This window comes from Candidatus Latescibacter sp. IFSED24, from assembly GCF_058273205.1.
This window is the reverse complement of record NZ_CM177850.1, coordinates 1800479-1823909: the sequence shown is the minus strand read 5'-3', so window position 1 is coordinate 1823909 and position 23431 is coordinate 1800479. Positions and strand designations below refer to the sequence as shown.

Here is a 23431-nt window from a genome sequence, read left to right as displayed (position 1 = left end):
ATCCCTGACTCAATCCTGCAGGAGGACGCCGCGTGGATTTCACCAGCCCTGAACCGAGAGTCTGGTCGCCGTGGACCATCCGTTCGCTTTTCTTCCTGGTCGCAATGCTGGGGCTGGTGGCCTTGAGCAGCTGTGGCGGCGGCGTCGATGCCGACCTCGAGAGTCACCAGATCCACGTGGCCGATCTGACCACGGGGACAGGCGACGTGGCCGCGACCGGCGACTACATCAAGGTCTCCTATTCGGTCTGGGTCTACCTGGACGGGGCGAAGGGCCACGAGATCGACCACTCCGGCGACGCGCCGCTCGGCTTCGTCCTCGGCGATGGCAGCACGCTGGCGGGGCTGGACGAGGGCCTGGTGGGGCAACGGGTCGGTGGTACCCGGAAAATGGTGATCGGTCCAGAGAAGACCACGGGGCCGCTCAGACCCCGCGGGGTGGCGCAGCAGGTGGCGCTCTGGTACGAGGTCACCCTGGAGGACATCGTGCGCGTCGAGTCGTCCGACCTCTCCGTCGGCGACGGTGCCGTGATCGGGGTGGGGGATTACGTGCAGGTCCGCTACACCGGGTGGCTGTTCGAGGAGGGCCAGCGTGGCGCCCAGTTCGACAGCAATCGCGAGAGCAGCGCACCCCTCGGCCTGATGATCGGTGCGGGCATGGTGATCCGCGGCTGGGAACTCGGCTTGCCCGGGATGCGGGTCGGCGGGATCCGGCGCCTGGTCATTCCTCCCGAACTGGCTTACGGCGCCGAGGGCAAGGGCGACATTCCCGGCGGAGCGACGCTCGAGTTCGAGATCGAGGTGGTGGCCAGGCCGGAGGTGACCGTGGAGATCCTCCAGGAGGGACAGGGCACCCCCGTGGAACCGGGACATCGGGTGCAGATCCACCTGGTGGGTTGGACGGACGCGGGGGAGGGCCAGAAGGGCGAGAAGTTCCAGGACAGTCACGATCTGGGTGGTCCCTTCACCATCCTGCTGGGCAACTTCAAGATCCAACCGGGTCTCGAGCTGGGAATCCGGGGCATGCGCATGGGCGAGCTGCGCCGACTCGAGGTGCCTGCGGCGCTGGCGTTCGGGCACAACGGCTTCCACCGGGGCGATCGAACCCTGGTGCCGCCCGATACGGACGTGATCTTCGAGGTGGAGCTGGTTTCCGCGCCCCTCAAGGTCCGCTGATCAGGGTGGATTGCCGACCTTTTTTCTTTTTTTTGGCGCTTCGGCCTGGCCGAAGCGCCGAATTTTGCTAATCCTTGATCGCTATTGCCACACCGCTTAATTTGAGCGCCGGCTACCGCCGTGGATTGGCCGCGATCCACCGACTCCCGCCATGGCCGGTCCCGGGGACGGCCAGTTTGTATTGGGGAAGGGTGTCCGGGCGGGACACCTCCCCACAAAGGAGTTCTCACCAATGATCTACCTGATCCCCCTCGCAGGTGTCCTGGCGCTGGCCTTCGCCGCGCTCAAGGCCGGCTGGGTCCGCCGCCAAGATCCCGGCACCGAGAACATGCAGACCATCGCCTCCCACATCCAGGATGGCGCCATGGCGTTCCTGGTGCGCGAGTATCGGGTGCTGCTGATCTTCGTGATCGCCGTGGGCGTCCTACTGGCCGTGGGCAACGCCCGGCAGGCCGACTCGCACTGGCTGATCGGCGTCAGCTTCCTGGTGGGCGCCTTCAGCTCGGGCCTGGCCGGTTTCTTCGGCATGCGCATCGCCACCATCGCCAATGTCCGCACCACCAGCGCGGCGCGCACGGGCCTGAACAAGGCCCTCGCCGTGGCGTTCTCCGGCGGCACGGTCATGGGCATGTGCGTGGTGGGCCTGGGCGTGCTCTCGCTGAGCCTGCTGTTCATCGGCTACGACCGGGCCTTCGCCGACACCTGGACCACCCAGCGCATCCTGCAGGTCCTCAGCGGCTTCTCCCTCGGCGCCAGCTCCATCGCGCTGTTCGCGCGTGTGGGTGGCGGTATCTACACCAAGGCCGCCGATGTGGGCGCCGACCTGGTGGGCAAGGTGGAAGCGGGCATCCCCGAGGACGATCCGCGCAACCCCGCCGTGATCGCCGACAACGTGGGCGACAACGTGGGCGACGTGGCCGGCATGGGGGCCGACCTCTTCGAGAGCTACGTCGGCTCCATCATCGGCACCATGATCCTGGCTGCCACCTTCCTCCCCGGCGACCTGAACGCGGTGCTGCTGCCCCTGTCGGTGGCCGGCCTCGGCATCGTGGTGAGCATCGTCTCCACCTTCATGGTGCGGGTGAAGGAGGGCGGCAACCCGCAGACCGCGCTGAATATCGGCACCTTCGGCGCCGGCGCCATCATGGTCGTGGTCACCTTCTTCCTGGTGCGCACCATGCTGCCGGAGAGCCACGCCATGGGCGTGTTCTACGCCACCATCGCCGGCCTGGTCGGGGGCATCGCCATCGGCATGCTCACCGAGTACTACACCGCCGAGAACCGGGGTCCCGCCCACTCGATCGCCAAGGCCAGCGAGACCGGTGCTGCCACCAACATCATCGCGGGTCTGGCCACGGGCATGCTGTCGACGGCGGCCCCCATCGTGGTGCTGTGCGGCGTGATCCTGGTGGCGCATCAGACCGCCGGCCTCTACGGCATCGGTATCGCGGCCCTGGGCATGCTCTCCACCACGGGCATCCAGCTCGCCGTGGATGCCTACGGCCCCATCGCCGACAATGCCGGCGGCATCAGCGAGATGGCCGGCCTTGGCCCCGAGGTCCGGGCACGGACCGACCGTCTCGACGCCGTGGGCAACACCACCGCGGCCATCGGCAAGGGCTTCGCCATCGGTTCGGCCGCGCTCACGGCGCTGGCCATGTTCTCGGCATACCAGGCCGCGGTGGGCCTGGAGAAGATCGACCTGCTCGAGCCGACGGTCCTGGTCGGCCTGCTCCTCGGCGCCATGCTGCCGTTCCTGTTCTCGGCCCTGGCCATGAACGCCGTGGGCCGGGCCGCCTTCTCCATGATCGAGGAAGTGCGGCGCCAGTTCCGGGAGATCCCGGGCCTGCTCGAGGGCAACGCCACCGCCGATTTCCGCCGCTGTGTGGACATCTCCACCGCCGCGGCCATCAAGGAGATGGTCCTGCCGGGATTGATCGCGGTGGCGACGCCGGTGCTGGTGGGATTCATCGGCGGGACGCACATGCTGGGCGGTCTGCTGGCCGGTGTCACGGCCAGCGGCGTGCTGCTGGCGCTCTTCCAGAGCAATGCCGGCGGCGTGTGGGACAACGCCAAGAAGTACATCGAGGGCGGGCACCATGGCGGCAAGGGCAGCGAGGCGCACAAGGCGGCCGTGGTGGGCGACACCGTGGGGGACCCTTTCAAGGACACCAGCGGCCCCAGCCTCAACATCCTTATCAAGCTGATGTCCGTGATCTCGGTGGTCATCGCGCCGCTGCTTTGACCTTTCATCTCTGACCTCATGGCTCATGCAGCCGGTCCACTTGCAGTCAGGTGGACCGGTTTTTCATGCTTCTGCATGCTGGACCTGAAGGTGTGTCGTGATGGATAGCTTGGCAGGTATCATGGGCGAGGTTTAATGCTAGATTCTATTTATTTTAAAATGGTATCATTTTGATCTGGCAAATACCCGTATACCTTACCTCACAAAACAGATTTCTGTATATTTTTGGGCTAGATTCGTGAGTTGATTTGCGCTATGATCAGCGAGGTAACTTGGGGACCGGGATGCATCCCGCCATGCTACCGGCAACAGCTCGAGCAACTTTGCTAGACAACAGTCCCCACCTCGGAGACATCGGGTCCTATCCACCCGATGAACACGTAAGACAATCCGCCCCGAGTGGGCGGATCAAGAGGAAGGGAACACCACCATGCGGAAACTGCTAGTGTTCGCCCTGATGCTGACCTTCGTTGGCACGGCCATGGCTTACGACCTCGGCAACGACAAGCCTGCCAAGCCCGTCGTCGACTATCCCCAGAACGTGCCCTCCGGCCAGCGCCAGGGTGGCGACACCATTCTGGACGCCGTGATGGTCACCCTGCCCGTCGAGGGCGGCACGGGTACCACCATCGGTTACGTCAATGACTACGATGAGGTCTGCCCCTACAGCGGCTCCACCTCGCCGGACGTCGTCTACACCTTCATCGCTGACATGGATCAGCCCATCGACATCGACCTGCTCGGCTCCGACTACGACACCAAGGTCTACGTCTACGACGAGAACCTGGTGCTCATCGCCTGCAACGACGACTTCTACAGCGACTATGTCTCGAAGATCGAGCAGATGCCTGTGGTCGCCGGCGTGCAGTACTACGTCGTGGTGGACGGCTACGGTGGCGATGCTGGTAACTACGTTATCGCCATTGTCCCCTTCGAGCCCTGCGTGATCGAGTGCCCGGCCGGTGCCCAGCTCGAGGGTGAGCCCCCGCTGGTCGACGGCTATGCCGATGCCTGGAACGGTGGCTGCAACAGCCCCGAGTTCGGCAACCCCTTCCAGCCCATCACCGAGCCCCTGTTCTGTGGCGTGAGCGGCTGGTACATCAACGCTGATGGTGGCCAGAGCCGTGACACCGACTGGTTCGAGATCGCCATCCCCGAGGGCGGCGTCCTCGAGATCACCGCTGATGCCGAGTTCGCTAGCTACACCTTCGAGCTGGGTCCCCAGGACTGTGGCTCGGTTGGCGTGGTCCAGAACGTGCCCGTCGGCCCCTGCACCCCCGGTACGATGTTCATCAGCGGCGCTGCCGGCTCGACTGTCTGGTACTGGGTCGGCCCCCAGACCTTCGATGGCTCGGGTGAGTTCACGTACCTGCTCGAGCTGAACATCGAGGGCACCACTGCCGTCGAGAACCACAGCTGGACTGGCGTGAAGGCTCTCTTCAACTAAAGACGCTCTGACAGCACCCGTCGGCGGGACGGATGCGGGGCCGGGAGGCGACTCCCGGCCCCGTTTTCTGTCCGCGGCCCGCGCGGGTTCCTCGGGCGAATGCGGAGGTCGGCTCTCCTGAGATGGCCGTGTGGCGATAATGCAGGTGTGGTATCATGATCATGTTCGCCATCACCTGGCCTCGAGTGAGTCTGGAGGGGACCATGAGATTGCTAGCGATCGCCCTGATGCTGAGCATGGCCGGCACGACACTGGCTTACGATCTCGGCAACGAGAAGCCCGCCAAGCCGCCCGTCGACATACCGCACAACGTGCCCGGCACCCGCCAGGGCGGCGATACCATCCTGGATGCCGTCGAGATCATCCTGCCTGTCTATGACCTCGAGGGCACCACCCTCGGCTACGTCAACGACTACGACGAGATCTGTCCCTACAGCGGCTCCACCTCGCCCGACGTGGTCTACACCTTCACGCCCCAGGTCGACGAGGTTTTCGACATCGACATGCTCGGCTCGACCTACGACACCAAGATCTACGTTTACGACGAGACCATGATGCTCGTGGCCTGCAACGACGACTACTACAGCGACTACGTCTCCAAGATCGAGGCCCTCTACATGGTCGGGGGCAGGGCCTACTACCTGGTGATCGACGGCTACGGCGGCGATGCCGGCGATTACGTGCTGACGATCATGCCCCCCATGCAATGCTGGATCGACTGCCCGTCCTACGCCGTGCTCGAGGGTGAGCCCACGCTGGTCGACGGCTACGCCGACGCCTGGAACGGCGGCTGCAACAGTCCCGAATTCGGCAATCCGTTCCAGCCCATCACCGACTGGGTCTTCTGCGGCCGGAGCGGCTGGTACATCAGTGCCGATGGCACCCAGAGCCGCGACACCGATTGGTTCGAGCTCGTCATGGCCGGAGCCGGCGTACTCTATATCATGGGCGACGCCGAGTACGCCTCCTACATGTTCGAGCTCGGGCCCCAGGACTGCGGATCGGTGGGCGTCCTCCAGAACGTTCCCATCGGTCCCTGCACACCCGCCGAGATGACCATCCTGGGCGAACCCGGCTCGACGATCTGGTTCTGGGTCGGGCCGCAGACCTTCGACGGGGTGGGAGAGTTCACCTATCTGCTGCTCATCGATGATGGATTCTCGGCCGTGGAGAACCACAGCTGGACCGAGGTGAAAGGGCTCTTCGACTGATCACGGGCGGACAGCGGTTCGCCATCACCTGGCCTCGAGTGAGTCTGGAGGGGACCATGAGATTGCTAGCGATCGCCCTGATGCTGAGCATGGCCGGCACGACACTGGCTTACGATCTCGGCAACGAGAAGCCCGCCAAGCCGCCCGTCGACATACCGCACAACGTGCCCGGCACCCGCCAGGGCGGCGATACCATCCTGGATGCCGTCGAGATCATCCTGCCTGTCTATGACCTCGTGGGCACCACCTTCGGCTACGTCAACGACTACGACGAGATCTGTCCCTACAGCGGCTCCACCTCGCCCGACGTGGTCTACACTTTCACGCCCCAGATGGATGAGGTCCTCGACGTCGACATGTTCGGCTCGACCTACGACACCAAGATCTACGTCTACGACGAGGACATGGCCCTGGTGGCCTGCAACGACGACTATTACAGCGACTACGTTTCCAAGATCGAGAACATGCCCGTGATGGGCGGCGTGACCTATTACCTGGTGATCGATGGCTACGGCGGCGATGCCGGCGACTACATGCTCACTGTCGCCGTCCCCATGCAATGCATCCTCACATGCCCGCCTGGCGCCATGCTCGAGGGCGAACCGCCGCTGGTCGACGGCTACGTCGACGCCTGGAACGGCGGCTGCAACAGTCCGGAGTTCGGCAACCCGTTCCAGCCCATCCCGGCCCAGGTCTTCTGCGGCCGGAGCGGCTGGTACATCAACGCCGATGGCGGCCAGAGCCGGGATACGGACTGGTTCGAGATCTTCATCCCCATGCCCGGCATGGTGACGATCGAGGGCGATGCCGAAGACGCTTGCTACATGTTCGAACTTGGACCACAGGACTGCGACGACGTGGGCGTGCTCCAGAACGTTCCCATCGGCCCCTGCACGCCGGCCGAGATGGTCATCACCGGCTCACCCGGGTCGACGGCCTGGTTCTGGGTCGGCCCGCAGACCTTCGACGGTACCGGGGAGTTCACCTACATCCTGATCCAGGACGGGGGAGGGTGCACCGCAGTGGAGGACCGCAGCTGGACCGGGGTGAAGGCGCTCTTCGACTAGCCGCGCGCCGATTCGGCCCGGCGATCGTGACAAGAAACGGCCGGGACCCCGCGGGTTCCCGGCCGTTTCTTGCAAACCAGCCCTTCGGGGCAGACTCAATCCTCGGGCATCCGCGCCACCTTCCGCACCTCGTCGATGACCAGCGCGATCTGATCGTCGGTGAGGTCGCCGTGCATGGGCAGGCTCATGATCTCGTCCTGGTACTTGTGCGCGATCGGGAACTGGTCGGGCGCGCCGCCCAGGTCCTGGTAGGCGGCCACGAAGGGCAGCGCCTTGAGGTAGTGCACGCCGGTGGCGATGCCGGCCTCCTGCAGGTGCTGGCGCACTTCGTCGCGGTTCGCCACACGGATCACGTAGAGGTGGAACACGTGGCGGGCGTCGGGGTGGGTCCGGGGCACCGCGCAGACGTCGGCCAGGCCCTCGTTGAGGCGGGCGGCGGCCGCGATGCGGGCCTCGGTCCAGGCCTCCAGGTGGCGCAGCTTCACCGCGAGCACGGCGGCCTGGAAGCCGTCGAGGCGGCTGTTGATGCCCACCATGCCGTGCATGAGGTGGTCGTGGCGGCCGTGGTTGCAGTAGCTGCTCATGAAGGCCTGCAGGTCGTCGTGGTCGGTGAGCACGGCGCCGGCGTCGCCGTAGGCGCCCAGGTTCTTGCCGGGGTAGAAGCTGAAGCACGCGGCGTCGCCCCAGGTGCCGGCGTTCCGGCCCTGCCACACAGCGCCGTGGGCCTGGGCCGTGTCCTCGATCACCTTCAGGTCGTGCTGGCGCGCGATCTCCACGACGCGGTCGATGGCGCAGGGCTGGCCGTAGAGGTGGACCGGCGCGATGGCCCTGGTCCGCGGCGTGATGGCGGCCTCGAGCTGGTCGACGTCGATGTTGTAGTACGCCGGATCGTTGTCCACGAAGCGCGGGACCGCGCCGGTCAGGCTGATGGCCTCGGCGGTGGCGATGAAGGTGTTGGCGGCGGTGATGACCTCGTCGCCGGGGCCCAGGCCGAGGCCCTTCATGGCCACGAAGAGCGCGTCGGTGCCGTTGGCCAGGCCGATGCAGTGCCGGCGGCCGATGTAGGCGGCGAACGCCTCCTCGAAGCGCGCGGCGTGCTTGCCGCCGATGAACGCGCAGTCGCCGATGACGTCGGCGAGCGCCTGGTCGATCTCCGGCTTGATGGTCTGGTACTGGGTCTTCAGGTCGACGAAGGGCACGCGCATGGGGCAACCTCGGAGCGGTTCGGGTGAGCGGATCTCTCTGTGTCTATCGGCCCCCTGATCCGGAACTGGAGGGCAAGGATCGTCGCTCAGGGAAGCGGCGTCCAGCCGTGGTTATCGAACAATGATAACTCATTGTTATTTTTTTGTCAGCAAGAGAATGAAGAGCGTGCAAAATGGCGATAATCAGCCACTTGTCGGTTACCGGCGTGGTATCATGGACAGGCCAGATCCGTGGCGCGGACACGAAAGGAGGGAGTCCATGACCAGATTCGTCATCGCCCTGGTCATCCTGGGCCTGGGGACGGTCACCCTGGCCGCCGATCTGCCGTTCGCCCGGCTGGTCCCGGACAAACCGGCCAGTTCGGCGACCCCGCCGCCGGCCGATCCCGCGGTCTGGCGCCAGGGAGGCGACACCATCGCCGATGCCGTGCCCATCGCCTTCCCGGCGTACGAGACCGGCACCACCGCGGGCTACACCAACGACTACGACGAGGTCTGCCCCTACAGTGGCAGCACGAGCCCCGACGTGGTGTACAGCCTCGCGCCCGAGCTGGATCTCCCAGTCGGGATCGACCTCTTCGGTTCGGACTACGACACCAAGGTCTATGTCTACGACGCGGACGGTAATCTCTTGGGCTGCAACGACGACTATCACGCGGACTACACGTCCTACCTCGAGGTCGACCTGCCTGCGGGCGGGGTCTACTACATCGTCATCGACGGTTATGGCGGGGCTTCGGGCACGTACGTGATGGATGTCCATACGGTTCTCGAATGCGAGCTCGAGGTACCCGCGGACGCCTATCTCGAGGGCGAGCCGCCGCTGGAGAACGACGCCTGGGACTGCTACAACAACGGCTGCCAGACCCAGGAGGGCTGCGAGGTCTACTGGAACTGGCAGACGCTGCCCGGCGACGAGGGCGGCAACCTGACCTTCGCGGGCAAGAGCGGCTGGTACCTGTTCAATGGTGGACAATACCGTGATGCCGACTGGTTCGAAGCCACTCTCGGTGCGGACGGAATGCTGGAGATCGTTGCCGATGCCGAGGAGGGCACCTACGTCTTCCATCTCGCGCCAACCGATTGCGCTGCCGTGAGCCCGGTGGCCACCGTCCTGGTCGGTCCGTGCCAGCCCGGCACCCTGACCATCTACGGCGAGCCCGGCGAGCTGGTCTGGATCTGGGTGGGAGCGTCCACCTTCGAGCCGCCCGGCGGCGAAGATCCGCCGCTCGAGTACGACTACCTGCTGTGGATCAGCGGTCTCGAACCGGGACCGGTGCGCGCCGAGTCGCATTCTTGGAGCGAGGTGAAGTCGCTCTACCGGTGAGGCGCCGCTGACCCCGACTCCGCACGACGCGAGGACCCGGGCCCACCGGGTCCTTGCGCATTTCCGGCGCTCAGGGCACCTTCCTGGCGGAGCCGGCTTTCCGGAGGAATACCTTTGCCCACGGGCCTGATCTTCGATCTCAAGCGCTACTCGGTCCACGACGGTCCCGGCATCCGGACCACCGTCTTCCTGCAGGGCTGTCCGCTGGCGTGTGCCTGGTGCCACAACCCCGAATCGCGTGCCGAGACCCCGGTGCCCGCGTTCCGGGAGGACCTCTGCCTGGCCTGCGCCGCCTGCACCGCGGCCTGCCCGCAGGAGATCGGGCCCGAGCCGGCCGCGCCCTGGCCGGCGGTCTGCCGGCAATGCGGCCGGTGCGTGGCCGTCTGCCCCACCGGAGCCCGCGAGCTGTCGGGTCGCGAGGTGACGGCGGCGGATCTGTTGGCCCGGCTCGAGCGCGACCGCCTGCATTTCGAGGAGAGCGGCGGCGGCGTGACCTTCTCCGGCGGCGAGCCGCTGGCCCAGCCCGACTTCCTGCTGGCGCTCCTTTACGGCTGCCGCGCGCGCGAGCTGCCCACCGCCGTCGACACCACCGGCCACGCCGACGCCGCAGTGGTCGAAGCCGTGGCCCGGCTGGCCGACCTCTGGCTCTTCGACCTCAAGCATCCCGACGCCGCGGCCCACCAGGATCTCACCGGGGTGGACAACGCGCTGATCCTGGCCAACCTGGAGCGTCTCGCTCGCGCCGGTCGTAACGTGTGGCTGCGGGTGCCGCTCATCGCGGGCGTCAACGACCAGCCTGCGGTGATCGAGCAGACCGGCCGGCTGGCCCGCGATCTGGGTCTACGCCGCATCCATCTCTTGCCCTACCACGCGACGGGCGGCGCCAAGCACCGTCGCTTCAACCTGGAGGACGGCGTACTCGCCCTGAGCGCGCCGACCACCGCGCACCTCGACCGTCTGGCTGCCCTGCTCCGCGGCCTGGACCTGGACGTGCACCTCGGAGGCTGACCGTGAACGACCGCGTCGCGCGCCTGCGCCAGGAGAGCTTCGAGACCCCGGTGTCCCTCGACCACGAGCGGGCGGCCATCGTCACCGACGTCTACCGCGAGCACCTGGGCCGGCTGCCGCTGCCCATCCTGCGCGCCCGGGCGTTCCACGAGCTCTGCGCGCGCAAGACCCTCTGGATCGGCGACGGCGAGCTGATCGTGGGCGAGCGCGGCCCGCGGCCCAAGGCGGTCGCCACCTATCCCGAGCTCACCTGCCACAGCCTGGAGGACCTGACGGTCCTCGACACGCGCGCCCAGAACCCCTACCGGGTGAGCGACGAGTGCCGCCGCGTCTACGCCGAGGACGTGATCCCCTTCTGGCGGGGGCGCACCATGCGCGAACAGATCCTCGCCCGCATGACCGACCCGTGGCGCGACTGCTACGAGGCCGGCCTCTTCACCGAGTTCATGGAGCAGCGCGCCCCCGGCCACACCACCCTCGACGGCAAGTTCTACCGGCGCGGCCTCGTCGCATTCCAGGCCGACATCGACGCCGCGCTGGCGGCGCTCGATCCGGTCGACCCGCAGTACACCGCCCGCCACGACCAGCTCACCGCCATGCGCCTGAGCTGCGACGCGGTGATCCTCTTCGCCGAACGCCACGCCGACCTCGCCGACGAACTGGCCCGCACCGCCGAGCCCGAGCGCGCCGACGAGCTGCGCCGCATCGCTGCGGTCTGCCGCCACGTCCCGCGTCACGCCCCGCGCACGTTCCACGAGGCGCTGCAGACCTACTGGTTCATGCACCTGGCCACCATCACCGAGCTCAACGGCTGGGACGCCATGAACCCCGGCCACCTGGACCGCCACCTCCAGCCGTTCTTCGACGCCGACCTGGCGGCCGGCCGCCTCGATCGTGACCGGGCCAAGGAGCTGCTGGGCTGCTTCTGGATCAAGTTCGACCACCATCCGGCGCCGCCCAAGGTGGGGGTCACGGCCCAGGAGTCGAGCACCTACAACGACTTCACCAACGTCAACCTGGGCGGCGTGCTGGCCGACGGGTCGGACGCGGTGAACGAGCTGAGCTACCTGGCGCTCGAGGTCATGGACGAGGTGCACTTGCTGCAGCCGCAGGGCAACATCCAGCTCTCGCGCCTGACCAGCGACCGCTTCCTGAAGTCTGCCTGCCGGGTGATCCGCCGGGGCCACGGCTACCCGTCGGTGTTCAACGCCGACTCGGTGATCGCCCAGCTCATCCGCCAGGGCAAGCGGCTGGAGGACGCCCGCGACGGCGGCTCCAGCGGCTGCGTGGAGACCGGCGCCTTCGGCAAGGAGGCCTACATCCTCACCGGGTATCTGAACCTGGTGAAGATCCTCGAACTGGCGCTCCACGACGGCCGCGATCCGCGCACCGGCAAGCAACTCGGTCCGCGTACCGGCCCGGCGGCGGCCTTCGCGAGCCTGGAGGAGGTCCTGACGGCGTTCGCGGCGCAGCTGCGGCACGTGGTGGCGGTCAAGCATCGCGGCAACCAGGTCATCGAGCAGCTCTACGCCGCCCGGATGCCGGCGGTGTTCCTCTCGGTGCTCATCGACGACTGCATCACGACCGGCCGCGACTACAACGCCGGCGGCGCGCGCTACAACACGAGCTACATCCAGGCCGTGGGCATCGGCACCATCACCGACAGCCTCTCGGCGCTGGCGCACCACGTCTTCGAGTCCGGCCAGGTGGCGCTGCCCGACCTGCTCGCCGCGCTGGACGCCGACTTCGCCGATCAGGAGCCCCTGCGCCAGACGCTCTGGAACCGCACGCCGCGCTGGGGCAACGACGACGACCGCGCCGACCGACACATGCGCCGGGTCTTCGACCTGGTGCTCGCGGCCATCGAGGGCCTGCCCAACAGCCGGGGCGGCCGCTACTACGTGGACATGCTGCCGACCACGTGCCACATCTATTTCGGCAAGGTCTGCGGCGCCACCGCCGATGGCCGCCGCGCCGGCCGGCCGCTGAGCGAGGGCATCTCCCCGGTCCAGGGCGCCGACACCCACGGGCCCACCGCGGTGGTCAACAGCTGCGGCAAGATGGACCACGCCCGCACCGGCGGCACCCTGCTCAACATGAAGTTCCTGCCCGGGGTGCTCGCCGGCGACGAGGGGCTGGAGAAGCTGGCGCGCCTGATCCGCACCTACTTCCGCCTGGGCGGCCACCATGTCCAGTTCAACGTGGTGGACGCGGCGACGCTGCGGCGGGCGCGGGAATGCCCCGAGGAGCATCGGGACCTCATCGTGCGCGTGGCGGGCTACAGCGACTACTTCTGCGACATTGGCGCGGAACTGCAGGAGGAGATCATCGCCCGGACCGCCCAGGACGAGGTCTGATTCTCCGAATCGCGTTCCAAATCCTTCTCGCACATGGTACAATGATACTCCGTTGTCGTTCGGGGGCCGCTCGTCGTGGAGGGAGAACCATGGTCCGCGTCCTCATCTTCTGCTGCCTGCTGCTGGCCCTGGTCGTACTCTCCAGCCACGCCGCCGAGAAGCCCTGGTCCGCCACCACGCCGCCACCCGCCGACCCCGCGGTCGTGCGCCAGGGCGGCGACACCCTCGCCGACGCCGTCGTGGTCGAACTGCCCTATTGCGGGGAGGGCACCACCGCGGGGTATACCAACGATTACGACGAGATCTGTCCCTACTCGGGGTCTGCGTCCCCCGACGTGGTCTACACGTTCACCGCGCCCTACGACATGTCCCTGATCATCGACCTCTTCGGTTCGTCCTACGACACCAAGGTCTACGTCTACGACGCCGAGCTGAACCTGGTCGCCTGCAACGACGACTTCTATCCCGACTACACCTCGAAGCTGGAGAACGTCCCGGTCGAGGGGGGCCAGCAGTACTACGTGGTCGTCGATGGTTACGGCGGCGCCCATGGCGATTACGAGGTGGGGATCTGGGAGTGGGACAACTGCCTGATCGCCTGTCCGCCCGGCAGTCCCCAGGAGGGCGAGCCGCCGCTGGAGGACGGCCACGTCGACGGGTATAACGGGGGTTGCGACTCGCTGGACGCCCTGGGCTACGCTCCGGTTCAGGAGCTGCCCGCTCCGAATCTCTGCGCGACCACCGGCTGGTACCACGATGCCGCGGGCGACCTGCGCCGCGACACCGACTGGTTCAGTTTCACCTGCCCCGCCGGCGGCGCGGTCCAGGTGACCGCTGACGCGGACTGGCCCATCATCATCACCATCTACGAGCCCAGCGACTGCGTCGAGATGACCGAGCTCGCCAGCTACACCGCGGGGCCCTGCATCCCCACCGAGCTCGCGGCCATGAACCAGCCTGGAGAAGAGGTCTGGATCCGGGTCCTGCCGCAGTCCGAGGACCATCCCTGCGGCTCGGTCGAGTACGAGTTCCCCTACGTGTTCTACGCCGAGGTCGTCGCCGTCGAAGATCATAGCTGGAGCAGCGTCAAGGCGCTGTTCCGTTGACCGTGACCGAGAGGACAGCCATGCGGTACTTGATCACGACCATGCTCCTGCTGGTGGTGGCGGCGCCCACCCTGGCCTTCGATCTGGGGGCCCAGGCGCCGGCCAAGCCCCAGCATCAGAGCACACCGCCCGCGGCCGATCCGGCCCTCCAGCGCCAGGGCGGCGACACCATCGCCGACGCGGTGGCCATCGCCATGCCTTACACCGGCGCCGGCTCCACGGCCGGCTATACCAACGACTACGACGAGGTCTGCCCCTACTCGGGCAGCACCAGCCCCGACGTGGTCTACCTGCTGTCGCCCGACATGGACATGCTGGTGAACGTCGACCTGCTGGGGTCGTCCTACGACACCAAGACCTACCTCTACGACGCCGAGCTGAACCTGGTCGCCTGCAACGACGACTACCATCCGGACTACACCTCGTTCCTCGAGGCCGTGGCGCTGGTCGGCGGCGCTCAGTACTACCTGGTCATCGACGGTTACGGCGGCGATTTCGGCGCGTACCAGCTGGCCATCGACACCGCCGAAGAGTGCGTGCTCGATTGTCCGGCCGGCGCCCAGCTCGAGGGCGAGCCGCCGCTGGTGAACGATTACGAGGACCACTGGAACAGCGGCTGCGGCGGACCCGGGCTCTACTGGCAGTCCATCTCGGCGCCGGAGTTCTGCGGCGTCGGCGGCTGGTACCTCAGCTCAGGCGGCAACGCCCGCGACACCGACTGGTTCCTGATCACCATCCCCGCCGACGGGGTGCTCGAGATCACCGGCGACTCCGAGCGGCCGCTTTACATGTTCGAGCTGGGTCCCCAGGACTGCGGTTCGGTGGGCGTGCTCCAGAACGTCCAGGTCGGGCCGTGCACGCCGGGGACGATGACGATCTACGGCGAGGCCGGCAGCGAGGTCTGGTTCTGGACCGGCGCCAGCACCTTCGATTCGCCCGACGGCACCTATCCCTACGAGTTCGATTACGTCCTGCAGCTCAACCTGCCGGTGGCGGTGCAGGACCATAGCTGGAGCAGCGTCAAGGCGCTGTTCCGTTGACTGACGAAAGAATCGAGAGCCCCCTAGTTGACACCAACCGAAAGGCAGACACCATGCGTCCGAGGCTATCACTTCTTTTGATCCTGCTCCTGGCCGTGCCGGCCCTGGCCTTCGACCTCGGCAACCAGGCTCCGGTCAAACCCGAACGTCACAGCACGCCGCCGCCGGCGGATCCCGACCTCCTGCGCCAGGGCGGCGACACCGTCGCCGACGCGGTGGCCATCGCCATCCCGTACGCCGGCAGCGGCGTGACCTCCGGCTACACCAATGATTACGACGAGGTCTGCCCCTACTCGGGCAGCACCAGCCCCGACGTGGTCTACCTGCTGACCCCCGAGACGAACATGACAGTGGATGTTGACCTCTTCGGGTCGGCCTACGACACCAAGACCTACCTCTACGATGTTGACCTGAACCTCGTCGCCTGCAACGACGATTTCTACTCGGACTACACGTCGAAGCTCGAGCAGGTCGACCTGCTGGGCGGGGCGAGCTACTACCTGGTCATCGACGGCTACGGCGGCGACGCCGGCGAGTACCAGCTGGCCGTGGAGGCCTTCGTGCCCTGCGAACTCGATTGCCCGCTCGGCGCCCAGCTCGAGGGCGAGCCCGAGCTGGTGGAGGGCTACGTCGACGCCCACAACGGTGGCTGCGGCAGCCCCGAGTTCGGGAATCCCTTCCAGCAGATCAACGATCCCGAGTTCTGCGGCAAGAGCGGCTGGTACCTCAGCGGCGGCGGCAATTTCCGCGACACCGACTGGTTCGTGGTGACTATCCCCGCCGACGGCGTGCTCGAGATCACCGGCGACGCCGAGTATGAGCTGTACATCTTCGAACTGGGGCCCACGGACTGCAACGACGTGGGCGTGCTGCAGGACGTCATCGTCGGACCCTGCAGCGAGAATTCGCTGGTGATCTACGGCGAGGCGGGCAGCGACGTCTGGGTGTGGGCCGGCCCGACGACGTTCGCGGCTCCCGACGGGACCAGCCCGCTGGAATTCGACTACGTCCTGCACCTGAACCTGCCCGTGGCCGTGGAGGACCACAGCTGGAGCAGCGTCAAGGCGCTGTTCGCCGATTGACGAGCATTTCGAGAGCCCTCTAGTTGACACCAACCGAAAGGTAGACACCATGCGCCTGATGCTATCACTTCTATTTATCCTGCTCCTGGCCTTGCCGGCCCTGGCCTTCGACCTCGGCAGCCAGGCTCCGATCAAGCCCGCCCGTCAGACCACGCCGCCGCCGGCGGATCCCGACCTCCTGCGCCAGGGCGGCGACACCGTCGCCGACGCGGTGGCCATCGCCATTCCCTATACCGGCAGCGGCGTGACCACCGGCTACACCAACGATTACGACGAGGTCTGCCCCTACTCGGGCAGCACCAGCCCCGACGTCGTCTACCTGCTGACGCCCGGGACGGACATGGTGGTGGACGTGGACCTCTTCGGGTCGGCGTACGACACCAAGACCTACCTCTACGATGCGGATCTCAACCTGATCGCCTGTAACGACGACTACTATTCGGACTACACCTCGAAGCTCGAGCAGGTCGACCTGCTGGGCGGCGCCAGCTATTACCTGGTCATCGACGGCTACGGTGGCGCTTCCGGCGAGTACCAGCTGGCGGTCGAGGCCTTCATGCCTTGCGAGCTCGATTGCCCGCTCGGCGCGCAGCTCGAGGGCGAGCCGGCGCTGGTGGAGGGCTATGTCGATGCTTACAACAGTGGCTGCGGCGGCGACCAGCTCTACCTCCAGCCCATCACGGCGCCCGAGTTCTGCGGCGTGAGCGGCTGGTATCTGAGCGCCGACGGCGCCCAGTACCGCGACACCGACTGGTTCACCGTGACCATCCCCGCCGGCGGCGTGCTCGAGATCATCGGCGATGCCGAGTATGCGCTGTACCTCTTCGAGCTGGGACCCCAGGACTGTAATGACGTGGGCGTGCTCCAGAACGTCGAGGTCGGACCGTGCGCCGAGAACTCGCTGGTCATCTACGGCGACGCCGGCAGCGTGGCCTGGGTGTGGGCCGGTCCCACGGTGTTCGAGGCTCCCGACGGCACGAGCCCGCTGGAGTTCGACTACGTTCTCAGCCTGAACCTGCCCGTGGCCGTGGAGGACCACAGCTGGAGCGAGGTGAAGGGGCTGTTCCGCTAGCCAGGGAGCACGGGCCATGGGCCGGTCAGCAGTCGCGATCACGATCCTGATCCCTGCCGGCCCCGTCCTCCCTCGCCAGCCGGGGACCGAGGCGTCGGCAAGTCCGGCGTCCTCGGTCCCACCGCTCATGGAGAAGACGCGGTTCCTCGAGCAAGAGGAGGCACGATCATGCAACGTCCCGTCGTCATCGTCCTGATCCTGATCCTGGCGGTGCCCGCGCTGGCCTTCGATCTGGGGAGCCGGGCGCCGGCCAAGCCGGACCGCACGGTCGCGCCGGCCCCCGCCGATCCCGTCCTGCTGCGCCAGGGCGGCGACACCTTCGCCGACGCGGTGGACCTGGGCTACCCGCCCTACCAGGGCACCGGCACCACCACCGGCTACACCGACGACTACGACGAGGCCTGCCCGTACGAAGGCTCCACCTCGCCCGACGTGGTCTACACCTTCACCGCCGAGGGCGGCTCGGTCTTCTACGCCATCGACCTCTACGGCTCGTCGTACGATACCAAGGTCTACGCCTACGACAGCGAGTTCAACCTGCTGGCGTGCAACGACGACTACTACTCGGACTACACCTCGCTCATCTATGGCCTCGAGGTGCCCCTGCCGGGAGAGCAGGTCTACCTCGTCATCGACGGCTACGGCGGCGACCACGGCGTCTACCAGCTGGCCATCGACGTCTACTACTACGACGTCACGGAGTGCCCCGGGGACGCCGTCCCCGAGGGTGAGCCCGAGCTTCACGACGGCTACCTCGACGCCTACAACGGCGGCTGCAACAGCCTCGGCGAGCTGGGCTACGCCCCCTTCCAGCCGCTGCAGGCCGACCTCTTCTGCGGCCACGGCGGCTGGTACTTCGGCCCCGACGGCGGCAATTTCCGCGACACCGACTGGTTCACCCTGATCCTGCCGGCCTCGGGCACCCTCGAGATCACCGGCGAGGCCTACTACCCCACCTACCTCTTCGAACTCGGCCCTCAGGATTGTGGCTCGGTGGGGGTGATCCAGTCCGTCGAGGTGGGGAACTTCGACCCGGACACCATGATCATCACCGGCGAGCCGGGTGCCGAGGTCTGGTTCTGGGCGGGGGCGGTCGCCTTCTCGCCTCCCGACGGCCATGCCACGCCGCTGGAGTACGAGTACGTGCTCTACATCCCCGAGGTGGTGGCGGTGCAGAACCACACCTGGACCGGCGTGAAGGACCTCTTCCGCTAGATCCTCAACTCGCCAGCAACCTGGCCGATAACGCCGGAAAGAGCCCTGCTTTCCGGCGTTTTTCCTGGCGAGGTCGGACGTGAACCAGACGAGGCGCGCGTGGTGGGTCCTGGGACCCCTGCTGGCGATGATCCTGATCGGCGTGGGTTGCGACATCGAGGATCCGGTGGATCCCGAACCGGTGCCCGAGGCCACACCCTACCCGCTCAGCGGCAGCGTGGACATGGGGGTGCCCCAGGAGCTGCGCTGGTCGCTGACCCGCGAAGTGGCCTGGACCGACAGCTTCAAGGTCTTCGCCGACACCACCAACCCGCCGCTGATCCAGGTCTACGCCGGCACCGACACCGCCTGCACCCTGGGCGACCTCATGGAGGGCCAGACCTACTTCTGGCAGGTGGCCGCCACCGACAGCACCGGGCGGGAGTGGCTCTTCGGGCCGTGGTCCTTCGCGGTGCGGCCGTTCCGCTGCCGCGTGCTGCCCGAGCCCGAGAACCTGACCCTGAACCTGGAGATCGATCCGGTGATGTCGTGGACGGTGGCCAGCGCCAGCGACACGCCGCGCTACTACCTGGCCTACGTCGACACCGTGAACCCGCCGCAGCACCTGGCCTACGCCGGCGCCGACAGCAGCTTCCGGATGACCGAGCTCGCGTACGAGACCGAGTACTTCTGGCGCGTGACCGCCGTGGACGCCGCCGACAACACCGACACCTCGGGCCCGTGGCGCTTCACCACCGGCCCACCGGCGTTCCTGGTGGACCTTGCGCCCACGCCCGCCGACAGCAGCAGCGAACTGGACCGCGTGGTCGCCCTGGCCTGGGACCAGATCATGGCCACCGCGCCGGTGGAGAACTGGGTGGTCTTCCTCGACGAGGATCCGCAGCCGACGACCATGGTCTATGCCGGCACCGAGAACTCGGTGACCCTCACCGACCTGCGCTACGGTCGCACCTACTGGTGGGCGGTCACCGCCTTCGACGGCGATGGCCACACCTTCCAGTGCGGCCCCTGGTCGCTGGCGATCCGCGAGTTCGACGTGGCGCTGACGCCGTCGCCCGCGGACGGGTCGACCCAGGTGGCGACCACGGGCACCCTGAGCTGGAACGTGACCGAGGGCGCCGACATGGTGGTAAACTACCTGGTGTGCCTGGACACCGCGGTCCAGCCCACCAACCCGGTCTACACCGGCCCCGCCACCTCGCTCGACCTGGCGGGCCTGGGCCTCAGCCCCGGCACCACCTACTACTGGCGCGTGACCGCTCTGGACGTGGACGGCTTCACCTGCCCGCTCGGCCCCTGGAGCTTCACCACAGCACCTTGACTCCCGCCGCGGTGATCTCGACCACCTGCACGGAGCTGCCGTAGTACACGGCGGCTCCGCTGTCCAGACACCAGACCTGCTGGTGGCAGTACGCGGTGATCCCATCCTCCTGGACGGTGTGGCCCACGAACATGCGGTCGCAGTCGAGGGCGGCCAGGACCTGGGCGAGGAGGGCGCAGTCCTCGGCGTCGGGTTCGTCGGAGTAGTGGCGGGCCCAGACCGGGTCGTCCCTGGCCTGGTAGATCTCGGGCTCCGGGCCGTCGCCGCGGAGCCAGGCACGGGTGTCGCGGTTCAGGCGCTCGAGGCCGTACTCCAGGTGGGCGGGCAGGAGGCCGCCGTGGACGAAGAGGTCGCGGCCGATGATCAGGGCCACGCTGGAGCCGCTCAGACGCAGCGCGTAGGGGCCGCCGGGGGCGAAGGCCGCGGCGCGGGGACGCTGCTCGGGCGGCAGGGCCTGGAGCGCGGTGTCGGCGGGGTCCACGGCGATGTCGGCGAAGTCGCGCCAGCCGCCCTCGGTGACGTAGCGGAAGTCCCCGGCCACGTTCATCAGCTCGTGGTTGCCCAGCAGCGCGTGGACCGCGCCGCCGGCGGCGGCGGCCTCCCGGGCGAGGCGGTCGAGGAGGTCGAGGATGGCGCGCTCCTGGTCGCCGCGGTCGAGCTGATCGCCGGTCTGCACCACCACCAGCTCGCCGCCGATCCAGTGGTCGTCCTGGTCGATGGCGCCGGCCAGGCGCAGCGCCCGGCGGGCGGCGTCCAGGTCGCCATGCCAGTCGGCCATGGCCACCAAGCGCGGGACCGCGGGCAGGCGGGTGGGGGGTTCGCTGGCGCCGGCGGCGACGGCCAGTAGCAAGAGGAGCACGATCAGGTGTCGGCGCAAGGCGGGTTCCTCCGGGACGGGTTTGTCGCTATCATGGGCCAGGGGGAAAGGTACATCATGCGCGGTCGTCCGTCAGTGGGAGGTGGGCCATGATCCACGGCGAGTTCCTTGAACGCGAGACCCGGGGATTCAGCGACATCCACGACCTCACGGGGGACGTGCGCGACATCGTCCACCGCGCGGGGGTCACCGAAGGGGTGGTCCATGTCTTCGCCGTGGGCTCCACCGCGTCGATCACCACCATCGAGTACGAGCCCGCCCTGGTGCGCGACATGGAGGAGGCGCTGGAGAAGCTCTGGTCCCGCCGCATGCACTCGCACCATAGCCAGACCTGGGGCGACGACAACGGCTTCAGCCATCTGCGCGCCTCGTTCATGGGACCGGACATCGCGGTGCCCGTGCATCGCGGCGAGCTGGTCCTGGGCACCTGGCAGCAGATCGTGGTCCTCGACCACGACAACGAACCGCGCCGGCGCAAGGTGTTCGTGCAGGTGGTCGGGGAGGGCGGGCCCGCCCAGCCGGATTAGCCGCCCTGCTGGCCCACGCGCTGGAGGTGCCGCTTGGCGGTGAGCGCCTCGCGTCCCAGGCCGGCCAGCAGCGCTTTCATCCGCTGCCGCGCCGAATCGGGTGGCTCGGGGCGGCCGTCGGGGCAGGTGCAGGTGGCCAGGGGTACGGCGAGCAGCCGGGCCACCGCCGCCAGCTCGGCCTCGGTGGCCATGATCAGCGGCCGGACGATGGCCACCCGGTCGCCGAAGTACGGACGCCGCGGCGCCAGCCCCTGGACGCGCCCCTGGTGCAGCAGGTTCATGAGGACGGTCTCGGCGTCGTCGTCCAGGTGATGCCCCAGCGCCACCTTGGTCCAGCCGCCGTCGACCGCGAACCGCAAGAGCGCCTCGCGCCGCAGCCGCCCGCAGCGGAAGCAGGGGTGGGTGAGGCGTCCTCGGGGGCCGGGCCCGGCGGGATCCGGCGCGAAGGAGGTCAGGTGCAGCGGCAGCGAGGCGGCCGCGGCCAGCGCCGCCAGTTCTTCGCGGCGGTCCGGCCCGCCCGCGGTGGCCACGTGCACCGCCGCCAGTTCCAGCCGCAGCCCGGCCGACCGCGCCCACAAGGGCAGGGCGTGCAGCAGCGCCAGGCTGTCCTTGCCGCCCGACAGCGCCACCAGCACGCGGTCGTCCGGGTCGAACAAGCCGAACTCGCGCTGGGCGCGCGCCAGGCGCTTGCCCAGCCAGTGCAGCTTCCTGTCGAGGTCGGTCCCGCTCATGGTCCCAATCTGCAGCTTCGCCCGCGCCGGGACAAGCTTGCGCCTATCCCGGATGATGACCAACTTTCAGACTGGAGCCACCCCAGCCACCGGTCACAGGAGCGTCGACGCATGGATCCCAAGCTCTCCGCCCACTTCGCCGGCCGCACGCCCAGCGTGATCCGCCTCGCCCAGATCGAGTTCGCCAAGCGGAGCGATCGGACGGACGCCATCAACGTGGCCATCGGCAACGTGTCGCTGCCCATGCACCCGGCCATGATCGACCGCCTGCGCAAGGCCGGCCAGACGGGCAGCCCCTTCGCCGAGGGCGTGGTCAAGTACACGGCCACCGTGGGCCTGCTCGAGACCAACGAGGCGTTCCTGAACATCATCGCCGCCAGCGGCCTCGACACCACGGGCCTGAAGAGCCAGATCACCGACGGCGGCAGCCAGGCCATGGAGCTGGTGGTGACCGGCTGCTGCGGTCCGGCCGGCAGCAAGGAGCGGCCCCTGCTGCTCATCGACGCGGCCTACACCAACTACAAGAGTTTCGCCGAGCGGCTGGGCCGCGCCACCGTGTCGATCACCCGCACCCTCGACGACGACGGCAAGTTCGCGCTGCCCGACCTCGCCGAGATCGAGCGCGTCATCGTCGAGCACCAGCCCGGCGCCCTGGTGGTCATCCCGTACGACAACCCCACGGGCCAGCTCTATTCGCAGACCCAGCTCGCCGGCCTGGCGCGCCTCTGCGTCAAGCACGGCCTGTGGCTGATCAGCGATGAGGCCTACCGCGAGCTCTACTACACCGGCGCCGAGACCGTCAGCGTGTGGGGGCTGACCGAGGACGAGGTGCCCGGCATCACCGGTCGCCGGATCAGCATCGAGACCAGCAGCAAGGTCTGGAACGCCTGCGGACTGCGCATCGGCGCGCTGGTCACCGACAGCGCCGAGCTGCACGCGCGCGCCGTGGCCGAGAACACCGCGGGTCTCTGCAGCAACCACATCGGGCAGTGGATCTTCGGGGCGCTGGCCCACGAGAGCCACGCCAAGCTCCAGACGTGGTTCGCGCAGCAGCGCGAGTATTACCGCGGCATGCTGGTGGAATTGACCGAGACCACGCGCCGCCTCCTGCCCGGCATCATCGTCTCGAGTCCCGACGCGAGCATCTACTCGGTGGTCGACGTGCGCAACCTGGTGAACCCTGACTTCGATGCACTCCAGTTCGTGATCTGGTGCGCCCGCGAGGGCCGCGTCCTGCTCGAGGGCCAGCACCTGACCCTGCTGACCGCGCCCATGGCCGGCTTCTACAGCCTGCCGGCCGGCGTGCCCAATCCCGGCCGCACCCAGATGCGCATCGCCTACATCGAAACCCCGGGGAACATGCGCCTGGTGCCGCACCTGCTCGCCGAGCTGCTCGACCGGTACCGCCAGCTGTAAAG

General features: G+C 67.6%; 19 protein-coding genes. 16 read left to right on the top strand and 3 right to left on the bottom strand.

Annotated elements, in window-relative coordinates:
- Positions 1-32 precede the first annotated feature (32 nt).
- The 5 genes from IFSED24_RS07570 to IFSED24_RS07550 all read left to right on the top strand — a co-directional run bounded on the left by IFSED24_RS07570 (position 33) and on the right by IFSED24_RS07550 (position 7145).
- Positions 33-1175, top strand: coding sequence for an FKBP-type peptidyl-prolyl cis-trans isomerase (locus IFSED24_RS07570; RefSeq protein ID WP_491334610.1), 1143 nt, complete (start codon positions 33-35; stop codon positions 1173-1175).
- 232 nt (positions 1176-1407) lie between these two features.
- Entirely contained in the window at positions 1408-3420 is a 2013-nt protein-coding gene (locus tag IFSED24_RS07565) for a sodium-translocating pyrophosphatase (protein ID WP_491334609.1), read from the top strand.
- A 430-nt stretch (positions 3421-3850) separates the two neighbouring features.
- Positions 3851-4867, top strand: a complete 1017-nt coding sequence (locus IFSED24_RS07560) for a hypothetical protein (RefSeq protein ID WP_491334608.1) — start codon at positions 3851-3853, stop codon at positions 4865-4867.
- Positions 4868-5070: 203 nt separating this feature from the next.
- Entirely contained in the window at positions 5071-6078 is a 1008-nt protein-coding gene (locus tag IFSED24_RS07555; protein ID WP_491334607.1) for a hypothetical protein, read from the top strand.
- A 56-nt stretch (positions 6079-6134) separates the two neighbouring features.
- The gene (locus IFSED24_RS07550; RefSeq protein ID WP_491334606.1) at positions 6135-7145 is read left to right on the top strand and encodes a hypothetical protein; all 1011 of its coding nucleotides are present in this window, start codon (positions 6135-6137) and stop codon (positions 7143-7145) included.
- Between the two features lie 95 nt (positions 7146-7240).
- On the opposite strand, the gene IFSED24_RS07545 is transcribed toward IFSED24_RS07550, so the two are convergent.
- Positions 7241-8350, bottom strand: a complete 1110-nt coding sequence (locus tag IFSED24_RS07545) for a DegT/DnrJ/EryC1/StrS family aminotransferase (RefSeq protein ID WP_491334605.1) — start codon at positions 8348-8350, stop codon at positions 7241-7243.
- Between the two features lie 259 nt (positions 8351-8609).
- Here IFSED24_RS07545 and IFSED24_RS07540 point away from each other — a divergent pair, with 259 nt between their 5' ends.
- From IFSED24_RS07540 to IFSED24_RS07500, 9 genes are all read left to right on the top strand, one after another.
- Complete coding sequence (locus tag IFSED24_RS07540) at positions 8610-9677, top strand: PPC domain-containing protein (protein ID WP_491334604.1); 1068 nt, start codon at positions 8610-8612, stop codon at positions 9675-9677.
- A gap of 114 nt (positions 9678-9791) precedes the next feature.
- Positions 9792-10685 carry a glycyl-radical enzyme activating protein gene (locus IFSED24_RS07535; RefSeq protein ID WP_491334603.1) on the top strand — a complete coding sequence of 298 codons (894 nt, stop codon included), beginning with the start codon at positions 9792-9794 and terminating at the stop codon, positions 10683-10685.
- A 2-nt stretch (positions 10686-10687) separates the two neighbouring features.
- Complete coding sequence (gene hypD, locus IFSED24_RS07530; protein WP_491334602.1) at positions 10688-13042, top strand: trans-4-hydroxy-L-proline dehydratase; 2355 nt, start codon at positions 10688-10690, stop codon at positions 13040-13042.
- Between the two features lie 89 nt (positions 13043-13131).
- On the top strand, positions 13132-14148 hold the full coding sequence (locus tag IFSED24_RS07525) for a hypothetical protein (protein ID WP_491334601.1): 1017 nt from the start codon (positions 13132-13134) through the stop codon (positions 14146-14148).
- A gap of 20 nt (positions 14149-14168) precedes the next feature.
- The gene (locus IFSED24_RS07520) at positions 14169-15188 is read left to right on the top strand and encodes a hypothetical protein (protein ID WP_491334600.1); all 1020 of its coding nucleotides are present in this window, start codon (positions 14169-14171) and stop codon (positions 15186-15188) included.
- Between the two features lie 53 nt (positions 15189-15241).
- A complete protein-coding gene (locus tag IFSED24_RS07515) occupies positions 15242-16270 on the top strand; it encodes a hypothetical protein (protein WP_491334599.1) in 1029 nt (342 codons plus the stop codon).
- A 49-nt stretch (positions 16271-16319) separates the two neighbouring features.
- A complete protein-coding gene (locus tag IFSED24_RS07510; protein WP_491334598.1) occupies positions 16320-17342 on the top strand; it encodes a hypothetical protein in 1023 nt (340 codons plus the stop codon).
- 168 nt (positions 17343-17510) lie between these two features.
- A complete protein-coding gene (locus IFSED24_RS07505) occupies positions 17511-18557 on the top strand; it encodes a hypothetical protein (protein WP_491334597.1) in 1047 nt (348 codons plus the stop codon).
- A 79-nt stretch (positions 18558-18636) separates the two neighbouring features.
- The gene (locus IFSED24_RS07500; protein ID WP_491334596.1) at positions 18637-19878 is read left to right on the top strand and encodes a fibronectin type III domain-containing protein; all 1242 of its coding nucleotides are present in this window, start codon (positions 18637-18639) and stop codon (positions 19876-19878) included.
- On the opposite strand, the gene IFSED24_RS07495 is transcribed toward IFSED24_RS07500, so the two are convergent.
- The gene (locus IFSED24_RS07495; RefSeq protein WP_491334595.1) at positions 19862-20755 is read right to left on the bottom strand and encodes a metallophosphoesterase; all 894 of its coding nucleotides are present in this window, start codon (positions 20753-20755) and stop codon (positions 19862-19864) included. The genes IFSED24_RS07500 and IFSED24_RS07495 overlap by 17 nt on opposite strands.
- Before the next feature lie 89 nt (positions 20756-20844).
- Here IFSED24_RS07495 and IFSED24_RS07490 point away from each other — a divergent pair, with 89 nt between their 5' ends.
- Positions 20845-21282: a secondary thiamine-phosphate synthase enzyme YjbQ gene (locus IFSED24_RS07490; RefSeq protein ID WP_491334594.1), complete on the top strand. Its 438-nt coding sequence runs from the start codon at positions 20845-20847 to the stop codon at positions 21280-21282.
- Here the strand turns inward: IFSED24_RS07490 and IFSED24_RS07485 are convergent.
- Entirely contained in the window at positions 21279-22013 is a 735-nt protein-coding gene (locus IFSED24_RS07485) for a PP-loop family protein (RefSeq protein WP_491334593.1), read from the bottom strand. The two genes, IFSED24_RS07490 and IFSED24_RS07485, sit on opposite strands and share 4 nt — an antisense overlap.
- Positions 22014-22124: 111 nt before the next feature.
- On the opposite strand from IFSED24_RS07485, the gene IFSED24_RS07480 reads away from it, so the two are divergent.
- Positions 22125-23429 (top strand): pyridoxal phosphate-dependent aminotransferase, encoded by a 1305-nt coding sequence (locus tag IFSED24_RS07480; RefSeq protein ID WP_491334592.1) that lies wholly within the window; start codon positions 22125-22127, stop codon positions 23427-23429.
- The last annotated feature ends 2 nt before the right edge of the window (positions 23430-23431 follow it).

Bases quoted from the DNA above. Each gene is read 5' to 3' on its own strand.
- IFSED24_RS07565 (WP_491334609.1), top strand. From the start codon at position 1,408: ATGATCTACCTGATCCCCCTCGCAGGTGTCCTGGCGCTGGCCTTCGCC.
- IFSED24_RS07560 (WP_491334608.1), top strand. From the start codon at position 3,851: ATGCGGAAACTGCTAGTGTTCGCCCTGATGCTGACCTTCGTTGGCACG.
- IFSED24_RS07555 (WP_491334607.1), top strand. From the start codon at position 5,071: ATGAGATTGCTAGCGATCGCCCTGATGCTGAGCATGGCCGGCACGACA.
- IFSED24_RS07550 (WP_491334606.1), top strand. From the start codon at position 6,135: ATGAGATTGCTAGCGATCGCCCTGATGCTGAGCATGGCCGGCACGACA.
- IFSED24_RS07545 (WP_491334605.1), bottom strand. From the start codon at position 8,350: ATGCGCGTGCCCTTCGTCGACCTGAAGACCCAGTACCAGACCATCAAG.
- IFSED24_RS07540 (WP_491334604.1), top strand. From the start codon at position 8,610: ATGACCAGATTCGTCATCGCCCTGGTCATCCTGGGCCTGGGGACGGTC.
- IFSED24_RS07525 (WP_491334601.1), top strand. From the start codon at position 13,132: ATGGTCCGCGTCCTCATCTTCTGCTGCCTGCTGCTGGCCCTGGTCGTA.
- IFSED24_RS07520 (WP_491334600.1), top strand. From the start codon at position 14,169: ATGCGGTACTTGATCACGACCATGCTCCTGCTGGTGGTGGCGGCGCCC.
- IFSED24_RS07515 (WP_491334599.1), top strand. From the start codon at position 15,242: ATGCGTCCGAGGCTATCACTTCTTTTGATCCTGCTCCTGGCCGTGCCG.
- IFSED24_RS07510 (WP_491334598.1), top strand. From the start codon at position 16,320: ATGCGCCTGATGCTATCACTTCTATTTATCCTGCTCCTGGCCTTGCCG.
- IFSED24_RS07505 (WP_491334597.1), top strand. From the start codon at position 17,511: ATGCAACGTCCCGTCGTCATCGTCCTGATCCTGATCCTGGCGGTGCCC.
- IFSED24_RS07490 (WP_491334594.1), top strand. From the start codon at position 20,845: ATGATCCACGGCGAGTTCCTTGAACGCGAGACCCGGGGATTCAGCGAC.
- IFSED24_RS07485 (WP_491334593.1), bottom strand. From the start codon at position 22,013: ATGAGCGGGACCGACCTCGACAGGAAGCTGCACTGGCTGGGCAAGCGC.
- IFSED24_RS07480 (WP_491334592.1), top strand. From the start codon at position 22,125: ATGGATCCCAAGCTCTCCGCCCACTTCGCCGGCCGCACGCCCAGCGTG.